Annotated in this window: 15 protein-coding genes and 1 pseudogene; 8 read left to right on the forward strand and 8 right to left on the reverse strand. The window is 51.3% G+C overall.

Translation table 11 applies throughout. The features are described 5' to 3' along the window. Positions 1 to 71 precede the first annotated feature (71 nt). From Hfont_RS09405 to Hfont_RS09425, 5 genes are all read left to right on the forward strand, one after another. Entirely contained in the window at positions 72 to 335 is a 264-nt protein-coding gene (locus Hfont_RS09405) for a DUF1427 family protein (protein ID WP_112992116.1), read from the forward strand. A 105-nt stretch (positions 336 to 440) separates the two neighbouring features. Further along, positions 441 to 2,384, forward strand: a complete 1,944-nt coding sequence (locus tag Hfont_RS09410) for an amidohydrolase (protein WP_112992442.1) — start codon at positions 441 to 443, stop codon at positions 2,382 to 2,384. Between the two features lie 4 nt (positions 2,385 to 2,388). Beyond that, positions 2,389 to 2,808 (forward strand): DoxX family protein, encoded by a 420-nt coding sequence (locus Hfont_RS09415; RefSeq protein ID WP_112992117.1) that lies wholly within the window; start codon positions 2,389 to 2,391, stop codon positions 2,806 to 2,808. Further along, positions 2,805 to 4,403 carry an MFS transporter gene (locus Hfont_RS09420; protein WP_112992118.1) on the forward strand — a complete coding sequence of 533 codons (1,599 nt, stop codon included), beginning with the start codon at positions 2,805 to 2,807 and terminating at the stop codon, positions 4,401 to 4,403. Before Hfont_RS09415 ends, Hfont_RS09420 begins: the two co-directional genes overlap by 4 nt. 97 nt (positions 4,404 to 4,500) lie before the next feature. After that, on the forward strand, positions 4,501 to 5,196 hold the full coding sequence (locus Hfont_RS09425; RefSeq protein WP_112992119.1) for a hydrolase: 696 nt from the start codon (positions 4,501 to 4,503) through the stop codon (positions 5,194 to 5,196). A gap of 117 nt (positions 5,197 to 5,313) precedes the next feature. On the opposite strand, the pseudogene Hfont_RS15320 reads toward Hfont_RS09425, so the two are convergent. Beyond that, a pseudogene (locus Hfont_RS15320) lies at positions 5,314 to 5,415 on the reverse strand (RidA family protein); the annotation flags it as partial. A gap of 305 nt (positions 5,416 to 5,720) precedes the next feature. On the opposite strand from Hfont_RS15320, the gene Hfont_RS09435 reads away from it, so the two are divergent. Beyond that, the gene (locus Hfont_RS09435) at positions 5,721 to 6,512 is read left to right on the forward strand and encodes a fumarylacetoacetate hydrolase family protein (protein ID WP_112992120.1); all 792 of its coding nucleotides are present in this window, start codon (positions 5,721 to 5,723) and stop codon (positions 6,510 to 6,512) included. A gap of 88 nt (positions 6,513 to 6,600) precedes the next feature. Here Hfont_RS09435 and Hfont_RS09440 read toward each other — a convergent pair whose 3' ends face one another. The 6 genes from Hfont_RS09440 to wrbA form a co-directional block, all read right to left on the reverse strand. After that, on the reverse strand, positions 6,601 to 8,037 hold the full coding sequence (locus Hfont_RS09440; protein ID WP_112992121.1) for a catalase: 1,437 nt from the start codon (positions 8,035 to 8,037) through the stop codon (positions 6,601 to 6,603). 328 nt (positions 8,038 to 8,365) lie between these two features. Then, entirely contained in the window at positions 8,366 to 8,584 is a 219-nt protein-coding gene (locus Hfont_RS09445; protein WP_112992122.1) for a hypothetical protein, read from the reverse strand. A gap of 437 nt (positions 8,585 to 9,021) precedes the next feature. Beyond that, positions 9,022 to 9,459 carry a hypothetical protein gene (locus Hfont_RS09450; RefSeq protein WP_112992123.1) on the reverse strand — a complete coding sequence of 146 codons (438 nt, stop codon included), beginning with the start codon at positions 9,457 to 9,459 and terminating at the stop codon, positions 9,022 to 9,024. Positions 9,460 to 9,513: 54 nt separating this feature from the next. Beyond that, complete coding sequence (locus Hfont_RS09455) at positions 9,514 to 10,926, reverse strand: FAD-binding oxidoreductase (RefSeq protein ID WP_112992124.1); 1,413 nt, start codon at positions 10,924 to 10,926, stop codon at positions 9,514 to 9,516. Continuing rightward, positions 10,923 to 11,315, reverse strand: a complete 393-nt coding sequence (locus tag Hfont_RS09460; protein ID WP_112992125.1) for a DUF2069 domain-containing protein — start codon at positions 11,313 to 11,315, stop codon at positions 10,923 to 10,925. Before Hfont_RS09460 ends, Hfont_RS09455 begins: the two co-directional genes overlap by 4 nt. Then, on the reverse strand, positions 11,315 to 11,923 hold the full coding sequence (wrbA, locus tag Hfont_RS09465; RefSeq protein WP_112992126.1) for an NAD(P)H:quinone oxidoreductase: 609 nt from the start codon (positions 11,921 to 11,923) through the stop codon (positions 11,315 to 11,317). Before wrbA ends, Hfont_RS09460 begins: the two co-directional genes overlap by 1 nt. Positions 11,924 to 12,043: 120 nt before the next feature. Here wrbA and Hfont_RS09470 point away from each other — a divergent pair, with 120 nt between their 5' ends. Then, positions 12,044 to 13,336, forward strand: coding sequence for a YihY family inner membrane protein (locus Hfont_RS09470; RefSeq protein ID WP_112992127.1), 1,293 nt, complete (start codon positions 12,044 to 12,046; stop codon positions 13,334 to 13,336). On the opposite strand, the gene Hfont_RS09475 is transcribed toward Hfont_RS09470, so the two are convergent. Continuing rightward, entirely contained in the window at positions 13,321 to 13,638 is a 318-nt protein-coding gene (locus Hfont_RS09475; protein WP_112992443.1) for an Mpo1-like protein, read from the reverse strand. The two genes, Hfont_RS09470 and Hfont_RS09475, sit on opposite strands and share 16 nt — an antisense overlap. 255 nt (positions 13,639 to 13,893) lie before the next feature. Between Hfont_RS09475 and Hfont_RS09480 the strand changes: the two genes are divergently transcribed. After that, entirely contained in the window at positions 13,894 to 14,349 is a 456-nt protein-coding gene (locus Hfont_RS09480) for a CBS domain-containing protein (RefSeq protein ID WP_112992128.1), read from the forward strand. The last annotated feature ends 56 nt before the right edge of the window (positions 14,350 to 14,405 follow it).

A 14,405-nucleotide genomic window follows, 5' to 3' on the forward strand; every position in this document is an offset into this window, starting at 1 on the left:
TACGACAATGCGATTATCCGATTCTTGAGAGTTTCATTCTCGAATCGCTGATCGTTTTCAAGGAGTAGCGCATGTATCTGATGTCCATCGGTGCCGGTATTTTGATTGGTGTCATCTACGCCTTAATGAATGTACGTTCGCCGGCACCGCCGGTGATCGCTTTGCTGGGACTGCTCGGCATATTGATTGGTGAGCAAATGGTACCTATTGCCAAACGCGTCATCAGCGGCGAGCCAGTTTCCCTCGCTTGGTTTTCCAGTACCTGCGTACCGAAAATAACCGGTATCGAGGCTCCTCCTCCGCGCAAGGACGACACCAATCCTCCTGGCGTTTGATTGCATCTTCACCCGTTTCTTTTCATGGAATCCAACATGAACAATAATCGTAGAACTGTCCTGAAAACTGTTGCGTCCGGCGCCGCACTTGCAACTTTGGGTGCAATGTCTTCCAGCTCGAATGCCGCTTCTGCTGCTAGTGCCAGCGTAACAAGCTCAGCATCCAGTACCAGTGTTAAACCAGCGGGCGCGACTTCGTCGCCGACATTGATTTTATTGAACGGTCGCTTTCACACGGTTGATAAAAGCAAACCGACTGCTACTGCAGTAGCGATCAAGGATGGCAAGTTCCTCGCGGTCGGTGATGTGGAAGATGTGATGCGTCATCGCACGCCTGATAGCCAAGTCATTGATCTGAATGGTCGCACCGTGATCCCGGGTTTGAACGACTCGCACATCCATTTGATACGCGGTGGCCTTAACTATAATCTTGAGTTGCGCTGGGAAGGCGTGCCATCGGTAGCCGATGCGCTGCGCATGCTGAAGGAGCAAGCGCTGCGCACGCCGAATCCGCAATGGGTGCGCGTGGTCGGCGGCTGGACAGAGTTTCAGTTCGCGGAAAAACGCATGCCGACGCTGGAAGAGATCAATGCAGCCGCACCGGATACGCCGGTGTTCGTCTTGCACCTGTACGATCGCGCCTTATTAAACCGCGCCGCCTTGCGCGCAGTTGGTTACACCAAGGACACGCCGAATCCACCTGGCGGTGAAATCCAGCGCGATGCAGCCGGCAATCCAACCGGCATGTTGATCGCCAAACCGAATGCACTGATTCTGTATGCAACGCTGGCCAAAGGTCCGACCTTGCCGCGCGAGTTGCAAGTCAATTCCACACGTCAGTTTATGCGCGAGTTGAATCGCCTAGGCGTCACCAGCACCATCGACGCCGGTGGCGGCTTCCAGAATTATCCTGAGGATTACGCGATCATCGACCAGCTGGCGCGCGAGCAGCAACTGACAGTACGTGTTGCCTACAATCTGTTCACGCAGAACAAGGGCAAGGAACTGGAAGACTTCCAGAAATGGAGCACGATGGTCAAGCCGGGCCAGGGCGATGATTTTTACCGCCATAACGGCGCCGGCGAAATGCTGGTGTTCTCGGCCGCAGACTTTGAAGATTTTCTGGAGCCTCGTCCTGATCTGCCACCGGGTATGGAAGCCGAGCTGGAACGCGTCGTACGTCATCTGGTGTCGCAACGCTGGCCGTTCCGCTTGCATGCAACTTATGACGAATCGATCAGTCGCATGCTGGACGTATTCGAAAAGGTCAATCGTGAGATTCCATTCGATGGTTTGCGCTGGATGTTCGATCATGCGGAAACCATCACGCCGCGCAATATCGATCGCGTGCGTGCACTCGGCGGTGGCATCGCGATTCAACATCGTATGGCATTCCAGGGTGAATATTTTGTAGAACGTTACGGCACCGAAGCAGCGGCCAACACGCCGCCTATCAAGCGCATGCTGAATGCCGGCATTCCTGTAGGCGGCGGCACCGATGCAACGCGTGTCGCCAGTTACAACCCGTGGACTGCACTGTACTGGCTGGTATCCGGCCGCACAGTTGGCGGCATGAAAATTTATGATTCCAGCGCACAGTTGTCGCGCGATACCGCGCTTGAATTGTGGACCAACGGCAGCGCCTGGTTCTCCAGCGAACAAGGTAAAAAAGGCCGGATACAGGAAGGCCAGTTAGCCGATCTAGCCGTGTTATCGGCGGACTTCTTCACGATCAAGGAAGACGCCATCAAATCGCTGGAATCGGTACTCACCATAGTCGGCGGCAAGATCGTGTTTGGCGCAGATGAATTCAGCAAGATTGCACCGCCACCGATACCAGTATTGCCGGATTGGTCGCCAGTCAAAACCGTGCCTGGCCATTACCGTCAAGTCGCGAGCAGCAAGCAGTTGGCTGCATTGCCGCATCAATGTGCAGGCGCTTGCGGCGTGCACATGCATGCACATGATGTCGCGCGCAAATCTACCGTGCCGGTAACGAGTCATACCGGTTTCTGGGGTGCGTTGGGTTGTAGCTGTTTTGCGTTCTGATCGGATGAAAAATTTTCTGATCAGATTCAATGCGCCGCAGGTCGATATCGGCCTGCTGTTCCTGCGTGTCAGCGGCGCCTTCATGCTTTTGCATGTGCATGGCTGGCCCAAGATTGTTCATTACAGTCATGAGTTGACGGTGATCGAAGATCCTTTCGGCTTGGGCGCGCAATTTTCTCTGTTGGCAGCAATCTTTGCTGAAGTGGTTTGTCCTGTGCTGATAGCTATCGGCTTGCTGACGCGATTCGCTTGCCTGCCTGTGCTTGCCGTGTTGCTGGTGTCGATGTTCATCGTGCATCCGCAATGGTCGATTGCTGAAGGGCAGTTTGGCTGGTTGCTGATGGTGATTTTTGGTGCGATTGCTTTTTGCGGTCCTGGTAAATATGCGCTGGGTTCAGCCATCGGACGCAAGGAATTGTCATGAGCGCCGCTGCGGGCAAGACCGCAAGCGCGACTTCTTCCTGGAGTCCGCTGCAGAATAAATTATTTCGCGCGTTATGGCTGGCGACGGTGGCGTCGAATATCGGTACCTGGATGCACGATGTAGGCGCAGGTTGGATGATGACTTCGCTCAGCTCCGACCCGTTCATGGTGGCTTTGGTACAAGCAGCGACCAGCTTGCCTATGTTTCTGTTTGCGCTGCCTTCTGGTGTGCTGGCCGATATCGTGGACAGACGCAAATATTTGCTGTTCGCACAAATCTGGATGTTACTGACTGCGGCTGTACTGAGTGGATTTGCATTCGCTGGCATGGTGACGCCGGAGATTCTGCTGGGGGCGACCTTCTTACTTGGCGTAGGCGCAGCAATGGCGGCACCACCTTTTCAGGCCATCGTGCCTGAACTGGTGGCGAAGGAAGATCTTGCTTCTGCTGTTGCACTGAACTCGCTCGGCATCAATATCAGTCGCGCCATAGGACCGGCGCTCGCTGGTTTGATCCTGTCCTTCGCCGGTCCTGCCGTGGTCTTCATGCTGAATGCGCTGTCGGTATTAGGCGTGGTCGCGGTGCTGTACTTCTGGAAATCGACGCCGCGCGTACAGCGTTTGCCGGCTGAACATTTCCTCCCTGCGGTGCGTGCCGGCTTGCGCTATGTACACGCAGCACCGGTGTTGCGCGTGGTGCTGATACGCGCGGTGGCTTTCTTCACGTTCGGTAGTGCGGCGTGGGCATTGTTGCCGCTGGTGGCGCGCAATGAACTTGGACTTGGTGCTGGCGGTTACGGCATTTTGCTGGCGTGTATTGGTGTCGGCGCTGTAACCGGTGCAGTCTTATTGCCACGCTTGCGCAAGCGTTTTTCAACGGATGGTTTGGCGGTAGGCGCAACGCTGCTATTTGCCTTGTCCATGCTGGCGCTTGCCATGCTGAAAAATGCAGTGCTGCTCGGACTAGTTTTACTTTTCTCCGGCTTTGCGTGGATCGCTATGCTGTCGATACTCAATGTCGGTGCGCAACGTAGTTCGGCCGGTTGGGTCAAGGCGCGTGCACTGGCTGTTTATCTGGTGGTGTTCTTTGGTGCGATGGCGGCAGGTAGTGCAATCTGGGGCCAGACCGCCGGCAAGTTCGGTACACCAACTGCGCTGATCATCGCTGCTATCGGCATGGTGTTGTCATGTGCCACCGCATTGCGCTGGCGTCTGGATTTGACGCCGGATTTGAACTTGACGCCATCTGTTCATTTGCAGCGCGAAGCGATGTCAGACGAACCAGCGCATGACTCTGGGCCGGTAATGATTACCGTCGAATATCGTATTGCTGCGGAAAACACCGAAAATTTCAAGAAAGCCATCCATGCAATGCGCCACGTACGTCGTCGCGGTGGTGCATTGACTTGGGGAATTTTCGAAGACATTGCGCAGCCCGGGCGTTACATAGAAACCTTTGTCGTCGAGTCATGGCTGGAGCATTTGCGCCAGCATGATCGTTTTACTGAAAACGACAAGGCAATCATGTTGCGTGTGCATAGTTTTCATCAAGGGCTGGATGCACCTTTGGTTCAACACTTGATTGCACCAAACTAAGTACAAGAAAGTGAATATCGTCTGACTTGTACGTATTTTTGATTTTCACTAGCTCACTTACATTCTTAACTTTAATTTTCAACCAGCGGAGCACATCATGAGCAATCCAAAACTCGAAGTCCTGACACCAACTAACTCGCAATTGATTTTCATCGATCATCAGCCGCAGATGGCTTTCGGTGTGCAATCTATCGATAGACAAACGCTGAAGAACAATACCGTCGCCTTGGCTAAAGCCGGCAAGGTTTTCAATATTCCAACCATCATCACTACTGTCGAAACTCAAAGCTTTTCGGGCCATACCTATCCGGAATTGCTGGATGTATTCCCGGGACAAAAAATTCTGGAACGCACGTCAATGAATTCCTGGGATGACCAAAAAGTGCGTGATGCATTGAAAGCAAACGGTCGCAAGAAAGTCGTCGTCGCTGGTCTGTGGACAGAAGTCTGCAACAACAGCTTTGCGTTGTGCGCCATGCTGGAAGGCGATTATGAAATCTACATGGTGGCAGATGCATCCGGCGGTACATCACTGATGGCACACGATCTGGCGATGCAACGCATGATTCAAGCGGGCGTGGTGCCGGTAACCTGGCAACAAGTCATGCTGGAATGGCAGCGCGATTGGGCCAACCACGCAACCTATGACGCGGTTACTGGCATCGTCAAGGAACATTCAGGTGCTTATGGCATGGGCATCGATTACGCTGTAACGATGGTGCACAAAGGTCAGGCACGTAATACAAGCCAGCATGAAACATTGGCGCCGGTTGCTGCGCCGGTACGCAAGTAATTTACATGCTCAGCTGAGCAGCTAGCAAGCTAAAGCATCAACAATGATCTGCTGTGTGCAGACACGGCAGATCATTGAGTATTTTCCATATATCCATCAGCAGAACGAAGCTGTGGCTTAGCGTGCGATGATGGCGCTTGCATCAATCTCAAACAGCATTCCATCCAAAGCCAAGCGCGGTACCGATATCAAGGTACAAGCGGGTAGTAGATATTCGCCTCAGACTTCCTGTCATTGACGGCCATCTTCGGTTTCACCACCTTGTCCTGCTATATAAACCAGGCGCGTTGGCGTATTAGCGATTTAGTTTAAAACCTGAACTTATATTGAGATAAAGCGCTTTTATTTTGTGTATCCAGAATAAATTTCTTACGAGAAGCTTACATAAAAGCGCGATGTAATTTTCTTGATTGCGCGCGCTATCTTTCGTCGCTATATTCTATCGATGGAAAGTTTTGCAGTGTGTCGCTTGCTTGATGCGTTGCTGACTTTCCATGTCTAATTAAAATAAACAAGGAGACAACATGACTGACATTAGTAGACGCGGAATGCTGCAAGCTGCTGGTTTGTTAACGATGGGTGCAGTGACTGGTTGTGCATCGTCGCGTAGTGGCGGGAAAGACCAAGCCATTTTCTCCATAGAGCAACCATCGATTCCTATCGTGGGTAGCAATGACCGTTTTCCAGTGCGTCGTATTTATTGCATAGGCCGCAATTATGCAGCGCATGCACGTGAAATGGGCTCGGACCCAACGCGTGAACCACCTTTCTTTTTTCAAAAACCCAGCGATTCGATTCAATTTGTACCGCCTGGGAAAACCGTCGACCATCCTTATCCGACGCTGACTAAAAATTATCATTACGAGATTGAACTCGTTGCGGCAATTAACAAGGGTGGCAAAAACATTCCTGTCGAAACTGCTTTGCAGCATGTCTTCGGTTACGCAGTCGGTCTGGATATGACGCGTCGTGATCTGCAAGCTGCGATGAAAAAGGAAGAAAAGCCGTGGGAAATCGGTAAGAGCTTCGACATGTCCGCACCTATTGGTCCCTTGCATCCGGTTGCAAGTATCGGTAACTTCACTCAAGGCAAAATCTGGCTGAAGGTGAATGGTCAGGTCAAGCAAAGCTCGGATCTGAAAAACATGATCTGGTCGGTTGCGGAACAAATCAGCAATCTTTCGAAAGCGTTTGAGTTGTTCCCTGGGGATATCATTTATTCGGGTACACCGGAAAATGTCGGGCCGGTTGTGCGGGGTGATGTGATGGAAGGCTATATCGAAAAGCTGCCTAGCATTACTCTGAAAGTCGTTTAATCGTTTCAGTAAATACGTCATTGCTAAAATAAAAATAGCCGGGATTGCTCCCGGCTATTTTTTTGTCTGGCGGTTTAATCAGTACAGATTAAAGTCCCAGCGCTTTTTTCACGCCCGCCCCATAAGCGGGATCGCATTTTGTGCAATTGTCGATGTGACGCTGCTTGATTTCGATTGGTGCATCACCCATCGCGCGACCAGTGTTGTCGAACAAAACTTGTTGCTGTGCTGGCGTCATCAGCTTGAACAGCGCACGTGGTTGCGAGTAGTAATCATCGTCATCCTCACGGAAATTAAAACGATCCGCAGCACCATTGATTGCCAATGGCGGTTCGCGGAAATCCGGTTGCTCTTGCCATTCCTTGTAACTGTTTGGCTCATAAGCCAAAGTGCTGCCGTGATTGCCATCGACCCGCATTGCACCGTCGCGATGGAACGCATGGAAAGGGCATTTCGGTGTGTTGACTGGAATCTGATAGTGATTTACACCGAGGCGATACCGTTGTGCATCGCCGTATGAGAACAAACGGCCTTGCAGCATTTTGTCTGGCGAGAAGCTGATGCCTGGGACAACGTTGGCCGGATTGAATGCCGCTTGCTCGACATCGGCAAAATAATTGTCGGGATTGCGGTTCAATTCAAACACGCCGACTTCGATCAAGGGATAATCGGCTTTGGGCCAAATCTTGGTCAGGTCGAATGGGTGATACGGGACTTTTTCTGCATCTTTCTCCGGCATGATCTGTACCGACATGGTCCAGCGCGGAAAGTCTTTCTTTTCAATCGCTTCGTACAGATCGCGCTGGAAGCTTTCTCTATCGCTACCGACTACCGCAGCTGCCTCTGCATCAGTCAAATTCTTGATGCCTTGCTGTGTACGGAAATGGAATTTTACCCAGAAGCGTTCATTATTGGCATTCAGAAAACTGAAGGTGTGAGAACCGAAACCGTGCATGTGGCGGTAAGAAGCAGGGATGCCGCGATCACTCATGACGATGGTTACTTGATGCAGTGCTTCCGGCAAAGAACTCCAGAAATCCCAATTGTTTTTTGCGCTGCGTAAATTGGTGCGTGGATCACGTTTTACAGCATGGTTCAGATCCGGAAATTTCAAAGGATCGCGGAAGAAGAATACCGGCGTGTTGTTGCCGACCAGATCCCAGTTGCCTTCTTCGGTGTAGAACTTCATCGCAAAGCCGCGAATGTCGCGTTCTGCATCGGCTGCGCCGCGTTCGCCGGCAACTGTCGAGAAGCGCAGGAACATCTCGGTCTTCTTGCCGACCTGCGAAAAGATTTTTGCCTTGCTGTATTTGGTGATGTCGTGGGTGACGGTAAAGGTCCCGAATGCAGCTGATCCTTTGGCATGCATGCGTCGTTCAGGGATGACTTCGCGATCGAAATGGGCCAGCTTTTCCAAAAACCATACGTCCTGCAAAAGTTGTGGCCCGCGCGGGCCAGCAGTCAAGACATTCTGGTTGTCGGAAACAGGTGCGCCGTTGATGGTGGTGAGCTTTTTCTTTGACATGGGTCCCCCGGAAATATGTGATTGATATAGAGAAGAACGATACAAACGAGAAGTGAGCGTTCAAATACTATCATCGAAGATCCGGAGTAATTATTTGAATTTTGATGTCCGCGCAATAGGAAAAAACTATATGTATAGTCGCACTGAAGCGTTGCGATTTTTTTGCAATGATTGCGGGTCAGTTACACAGCTTGGATGTCATGTGACATGCGGTCATGCAATGTTGATATAGAGGATGCGACGGGTGTGGCCGAAACGTAATGCAGCATGCGGTTTGCCGAAACCGGTTCGGCAAACCGCAGGAATAAAGCGATCGCTAGACTCTTATTCAAACACGTGTGAAAACTTCATTCGTATCTTTTAGTTTGAATGAGCCATCGCTTTGTGCCTCGGCAACCTGGTCAGTGTGCTTGACCATATACCCTTGAAACTCTTTGGGCAAATGTGCCATGCCGAAATCGAGATAGCTGATTCCTTTGGTGATATTCAGCATGATCAAGGATTTACCTGCGGCATTTTTAACTTTGAATTCTTCAGCGATTTGCATATGACCTCCATAGTGAATAAAAGCAATTTAATTACCGTGATTGCTATGTGAACTGACTGCATGACATTTATAGCATTTAAGATGCAACTTTAAAATTGCTTAATTTTGATATCAAATACAGTAAATATTGATATGAAACTTGCCGTCGATTTTGCGCAGTGCACAACGCAAAAAAGCCTGCGTACACGCAGGCTTTTTTTCACGCTTCACTTGTTTAAACTGGAGCCACACGAGTTTTTGTCAGGACGCGTTTCTATATATGGTGCTGGTATGTTTCCCGACCGCCAGCGCCGGTAGTAGCGACCTGTTTGTATGGTGCTAAATGCGGCTCTTTTTGAGAGCACGGGCTTATCGTAGCAAGTGCATGTGACAGGAGTTTGACATGAATCAAATTTCTGTCAGCTTTGTCTTTGGTTTGTTTCAGGTAAGTATTTTCTTCAAGCGCTGCCGCAAGAAAGCTGATGCTTCTCTGTTGTGCGTCTGGCTTTTTGCTTGGCGCGCTCACTACTCTTGGTCGGTGCGCTGGCTGCATCTTCCTTCGCCCATTGCACGCGCTGCGCTGATTCTGCGCACTTTTGTTTCTTCGTTTCGGCAGTCTTGTAGCGCTTCGCTTGCTGACGATCGTCTTGTGTCTGTTGCTTTTCCCTGCGTTGTTGCAGGCGTTGCAGTTCTTTCTTGTCTTGCTGCAGTTGTTTTTGCGCTGCACCGTTATCGCTAGCGGCCGCTGCGATAGCGATTTCTTTCATGCTGACGGTTTTGTCGCCTTGGCAGGGTGTATCGCTATAAATGATTTTGTCACCGGATTCGCATTTGTAAATCGCAAAGGCAGGTGCGGAACAAAAGATCAGTGCAAGAAGCAGTAGCTTGAATGGCATGGCAGTCCCGTGTCTGGTTGAACAACGAAGTGCTTCTACAAAGTGATGATGAAATTAATCTTGAATAAGCTTGCCCGGATTCATGATGTTGAGTGGGTCGAGTGCATGTTTGATCGTGCGCATCAGATTCATTTCAATCTCTGATTTGTAACGCAAGATTTCTTCACGTTTCAATGCACCTATGCCGTGCTCGGCGGAGATGGAGCCATCGAAGCTATGCACGCTATCGTGCACAATACGATTGATCGCTGCTTGTTGCATCAAAAAACTATCTTCGGTGTCGTGTTCAGGATGTGCGATGTTGTAGTGCAGATTACCATCGCCCAAATGACCGAAAGTCACTATGCGCACGCCGGGAAATGCCTCGCGCACCAGTCGATCGGTCTCGCTGATGAAGTCACCAATTACGGAAATCGGCAGCGAGACATCGTGCTTGATATTTTTTCCTTCGGCGGCTTGTGCCAGCGGGATATGTTCACGCACCGTCCACAAGGCTTTTGATTGTGCAATCGACGTCGCAATGATCGCGTCCTGCACAATACCTTGTTGTAGCGCATCACAGATCAAATTTTCCAGCAGGGTGTTTGCATGCTCGTCGGATTCGCTATCGGACAATTCAAGCAGGACATATTGTGCATGCGCTTCCTTGAACGACAAGCGCATCTGAGGGAAATGCCGACTTACCAGCGTCATGCAAAATCCAGACATCAGCTCGAAACCAGTTAGCGCCGCATTGCATTTTTTTTGTGCCAGCGTCAGCAGACGCAAGGCATCGTCAGCACTGCGTAATGCGAGCAGCGCGGTGCGTGTTGCTTTGGGTTGTGGGAATAGTTTGATGACTGCGGCGGTGATGATACCCAGTGTGCCTTCTGCACCTATGTAGAGGTCGCGCAAATCGTAGCCGGTATTGTCCTTGCGCAAGCCGCGCAAGCCGTGCCAGATATCGCCTTGCGGCGTAACGACTTCCAGGCCCAGGCATAATTCGCGCGCATTGCCGTAGCGCAGAACTGCAGTGCCGCCGGCGTTGGATGAAAGATTGCCGCCTATCGTGCAACTGCCTTCGGAACCCAAAGAAAGTGGAAAGAGTCTGTCTGCACCTTCTGCTGCTTGCTGAATGTTATGCAGGATGCAGCCGGACTCGACGGTCATCGTATTGTTGACCGGATCGATAGTGCGAATCTGGTTCAGACGGGTAAGAGACAAGACGATCGCAGTACCGCTGTCATCCGGTACGCTGCCGAGTACCAGGCCGGTGTTGCCGCCTTGCGGCACAACAGGAACCTTGAATTGATTGCAGAGGCGGACAATGGCGGCGACTTCTTCCGTCGAGCCGGGTTTGACTACGGCACACGCTGTGCCGGTAAAACGACGACGTGCATCAATCAGGTAAGGTGCATTTTGCTCGGCATCTATCGATACATATTGCGCACCGATGGTGTGGCGGCATGCATCGAGAAACGCTGTCATTCAGCAGCCTTTTTCAAGGCTTGTTTGGTGAGCGCCTTCGCAGCTTTTTTGTAAGGGCGCAAATAGGCAATGACACAAATGAAAAACGCCAGCACCAGTGCAACTTCTATCCAGCCCAGAATGGCGGACAGGCCGATATCGCTCATGCCACGCACCAGGCCTTCGGCGAAATACAGCAAAATCAGCATCGATGACCATTGCATCGTGTATAGATCGCGTTTCAGGATGCCGCGCAAAGGAATCAACAAAGGAATGACTTTAAGCACCAGCCATGAACCATTCGGCCGTATCGGCGCCAGTACCATTTCCCATGCGATGCATAGAACGATCAAGGCGAGCAGGCTGACGACCGCGCCGCGATGAATGATTGTTTGGCTTTGTGTTTGCATCAGTTGTTCTGCAGTTTGAACGCGGTGTGTGCCAGACGTTGACCGAGTGCAATGGCCAGCGCGCGGGTATCGGCCGAAATCGCCTGCGTGCCGCTGACACCTGACCAGTGCGACGCGCCGTAAGGTGTACCGCCGCTGCTGGTGGTCATCAACTCTGCTTGTGTGTAAGGAATGCCTAGCAGCAGCATGCCGTGATGCAGCAAGGGCAGCATCATCGACAACAAGGTAGTTTCCTGTCCGCCATGCAGACTGCCAGTGGATGTAAACACGCAAGCCGGTTTGCCGGCCAAGGTGCCGGATAGCCATTGCGACGAAGTGCCATCCCAAAAATATTTCATTGGTGCTGCCATATTGCCGAAGCGGGTAGGCGAACCTAGTGCGATGGCTGCGCATTCTTGCAGATCGCTCAGTTCTACATAAGGTGCGCCTTCCAGCGGCACCTCCGGTTCGCTTGCTTCGGTGACGGTAGATACAGCCGGCACGGTGCGCAAGCGCGCTTCGCAGCCGGAGACGCTGTCTATGCCTTGTCCGATCAACTCGGCCAGTTTGCGCGTGGAGCCATGACGCGAATAATACAAAACGAGAATAGGGAGCTTGGATGAGTTCATGCTTGGTATTATAGGATGCTTTATAAGCATCTAAATATTTGATCTGGCCCCTCTGTGCAAAATCCCGCGCAGGCCTTTTCAGATAAATGGATATATCGGAATTATCAATACGCGCGCTGCATGAAGCTAGAAACTTTTCCTCTTTTCCGTGATTTATCCTGGCCGCAAATGCGGCATCTGTTCCGTTTTGCAGCACGCCGCCTTGATGAAGAAAGATTGCCGCAGGTTGCAGGCAGCCTGACGTTTACGACGGTGCTGGCACTGGTGCCTATCCTGACGATTGCACTGGCGATTTTCACTACCTTTCCCTTGTTCAATACCTTCCGCGCTTCGCTGGAAGCTTACTTCGTGCGAAATCTGATGCCGCAAGGGATAGCCAACACCATCCTTGGTTATCTGACGCAGTTCTCCAGCAAGGCGACACGTTTGTCGGCGGTTGGCGCAGTTGCCTTGATCGTGACTGCCGTCATGATGATGCTGATGATAGATCGCGTTTTCAATCAAATCTGGCGTGTCAAGACGACGCGACCGATTACACAGCGCATACTGGTTTACTGGGCAATCGTGACCCTGGGACCTTTGCTGATAGGCGCGTCGATTACGCTGACGTCTTATGTATTTACCGCGACGAATGGTGTACTCAGAAGCAGCATTCCATTCTCCGGTGGTGTGCTGTATTCAACGATCTCGATTCTGTTGACCACAGTCGCGTTTACCCTGCTGTATATCGTGGTGCCGAATCGCCTGGTCGAATGGCGTGATGCCTTGTGCGGCGGCTTGCTGGCGGCAATTGCGTTTGAAGTGGTCAAGCGCCTGTTTGCCGTTTTTGTCGTCAAGGTGCCAACCTATACTGTGGTGTACGGCGCGGTCGCGGCTTTTCCTATTTTTCTGGTGTGGATCTATCTGGGCTGGTTGATTACCTTGGGTGGCGCAGTGGTGACTGCTGCCTTGCCTATCGTGAAATATGAGCGCTGGTGGCATGTGCCGCAACCGGGTAGTGCCTTCGTTGATGCGATGGCGCTGCTGGCAGTTTTATATGAGGCAAGAACCAGCGCCAATTCTGCAGTGGTCGACAGCAAATTATTGCGCGACAAAACTCATCTAGGCTTTGACGAGTCGGAAGTTTTACTCGAAAAAATGCTGGATGCCGGCTGGGTCGGGCGCATCAAGGCTGAAGGCCCGAAGCGTATGCAATGGGGCAAGCGTATTACCGATGGACTGGATCGCTGGGCACTGCTGGCCAACCCTCAACAACTTACTTTGGCAGATGTCTATCGCGTGTTTGTATTTGATGCTGTTAGCGATAACCACCTCGCGCAGCAAGTGGAAGCTGCGGTCGAGCAGGGGCTTAATGTGTCACTATCCGAGCACTTCAGCCATCAGGCCGATCTGGCCAATCAAAACGAGATTTGACCTGTCAGCATTTGCCAGTACATCAGCCATGCGGCCAGGAAGGAATAAATCGGTTGTTTGAACGAACGCGGCCGGTTTTTCTCGAATTGAAAATGCCCTATCCACCCAAAGCCGTAAAACGCTACAAGGGCTGCCAATAACCACCAGACATTGCCGCTTAGCGCCAGCAGGATCAGAAAAATGATGGAAAGCGTTGATCCAAAGAAATGTAATTGGCGTGATGTGCGATCCGTATGGTCAGTCAAATAGCTGGTGTAGAACTCGGCAAACGATTGCTGTGTCTTGTGTGAGATCACATTCATGATGGCCTCCTTCTGTTGCAACATCTTCAGATTAGGCCTCGTTTGCACCGGATGCAAGCTTTACAGCTTCGCTAAACAATCGTTTGTGAATTTTTAACACTTGTGTGCTGTCATACATTGACAGGCCATTGCTTAGGTAGCTGATAGCGTAAAACCTGCGGTGACGGCCGGATGATGGAATGGTAGATTTTTCGTGGCGCTTGCGCTACATTGGAGTTGTCCGCAGTACAACCATAATGTTGGGAGGGCCGCCACATGAAAGTATCCGAAATACTCAAGGTAAAAGGAAACATTCTCTTCACGGTGACGCCAGACAGTCCGATGCTGGAGGCCGTCAATACGATGGCTGAAAAGGATATCGGTTCGCTGGTCGTAATGGATAAAGGCAATCTGATCGGTATGCTTTCTTTCCGCGAAGTCATGGCGACCATTCATGCCCATGGTGGTGCGATAGGGGACGGCAGTGTTCGGCAGCACATGAACCAGGCCCCGATCACGATCTCCTGCGATACCGAAATCAATGAGGTACGTCGCATGATGCTGGAAAAACATGCGCGTTATGTCCCTGTCCTCGATGGAAAAATACTGGTAGGCGTGATCTCGTTTTATGACGTGGCGAAAGCCGTGCTGGAAGCGCAAAGCTTCGAGAATAAAATGTTGAAATCGTACATTCAGAGTTCACCTGCAATGGCTAACGAGGACGACGGTTAAGACGGCATCGTTTTAAAAAGCCGTTCGCGCATCTGATGGATGCACGAACGGCTTTT

Origin of the sequence: Herminiimonas fonticola (genome assembly GCF_003293745.1) — a bacterium.
In the GTDB taxonomy this organism is placed as follows: domain Bacteria; phylum Pseudomonadota; class Gammaproteobacteria; order Burkholderiales; family Burkholderiaceae_D; genus Oxalicibacterium; species Oxalicibacterium fonticola.

Bases quoted from the DNA above. Each gene is read 5' to 3' on its own strand.
- Hfont_RS09405 (WP_112992116.1), top strand. From the start codon at position 72: ATGTATCTGATGTCCATCGGTGCCGGTATTTTGATTGGTGTCATCTAC.
- Hfont_RS09410 (WP_112992442.1), top strand. From the start codon at position 441: ATGTCTTCCAGCTCGAATGCCGCTTCTGCTGCTAGTGCCAGCGTAACA.
- Hfont_RS09415 (WP_112992117.1), top strand. From the start codon at position 2,389: ATGAAAAATTTTCTGATCAGATTCAATGCGCCGCAGGTCGATATCGGC.
- Hfont_RS09420 (WP_112992118.1), top strand. From the start codon at position 2,805: ATGAGCGCCGCTGCGGGCAAGACCGCAAGCGCGACTTCTTCCTGGAGT.
- Hfont_RS09425 (WP_112992119.1), top strand. From the start codon at position 4,501: ATGAGCAATCCAAAACTCGAAGTCCTGACACCAACTAACTCGCAATTG.
- Hfont_RS09435 (WP_112992120.1), top strand. From the start codon at position 5,721: ATGACTGACATTAGTAGACGCGGAATGCTGCAAGCTGCTGGTTTGTTA.
- Hfont_RS09440 (WP_112992121.1), bottom strand. From the start codon at position 8,037: ATGTCAAAGAAAAAGCTCACCACCATCAACGGCGCACCTGTTTCCGAC.
- Hfont_RS09445 (WP_112992122.1), bottom strand. From the start codon at position 8,584: ATGCAAATCGCTGAAGAATTCAAAGTTAAAAATGCCGCAGGTAAATCC.
- Hfont_RS09450 (WP_112992123.1), bottom strand. From the start codon at position 9,459: ATGCCATTCAAGCTACTGCTTCTTGCACTGATCTTTTGTTCCGCACCT.
- Hfont_RS09455 (WP_112992124.1), bottom strand. From the start codon at position 10,926: ATGACAGCGTTTCTCGATGCATGCCGCCACACCATCGGTGCGCAATAT.
- Hfont_RS09460 (WP_112992125.1), bottom strand. From the start codon at position 11,315: ATGCAAACACAAAGCCAAACAATCATTCATCGCGGCGCGGTCGTCAGC.
- wrbA (WP_112992126.1), bottom strand. From the start codon at position 11,923: ATGAACTCATCCAAGCTCCCTATTCTCGTTTTGTATTATTCGCGTCAT.
- Hfont_RS09470 (WP_112992127.1), top strand. From the start codon at position 12,044: ATGAAGCTAGAAACTTTTCCTCTTTTCCGTGATTTATCCTGGCCGCAA.
- Hfont_RS09475 (WP_112992443.1), bottom strand. From the start codon at position 13,638: ATGAATGTGATCTCACACAAGACACAGCAATCGTTTGCCGAGTTCTAC.
- Hfont_RS09480 (WP_112992128.1), top strand. From the start codon at position 13,894: ATGAAAGTATCCGAAATACTCAAGGTAAAAGGAAACATTCTCTTCACG.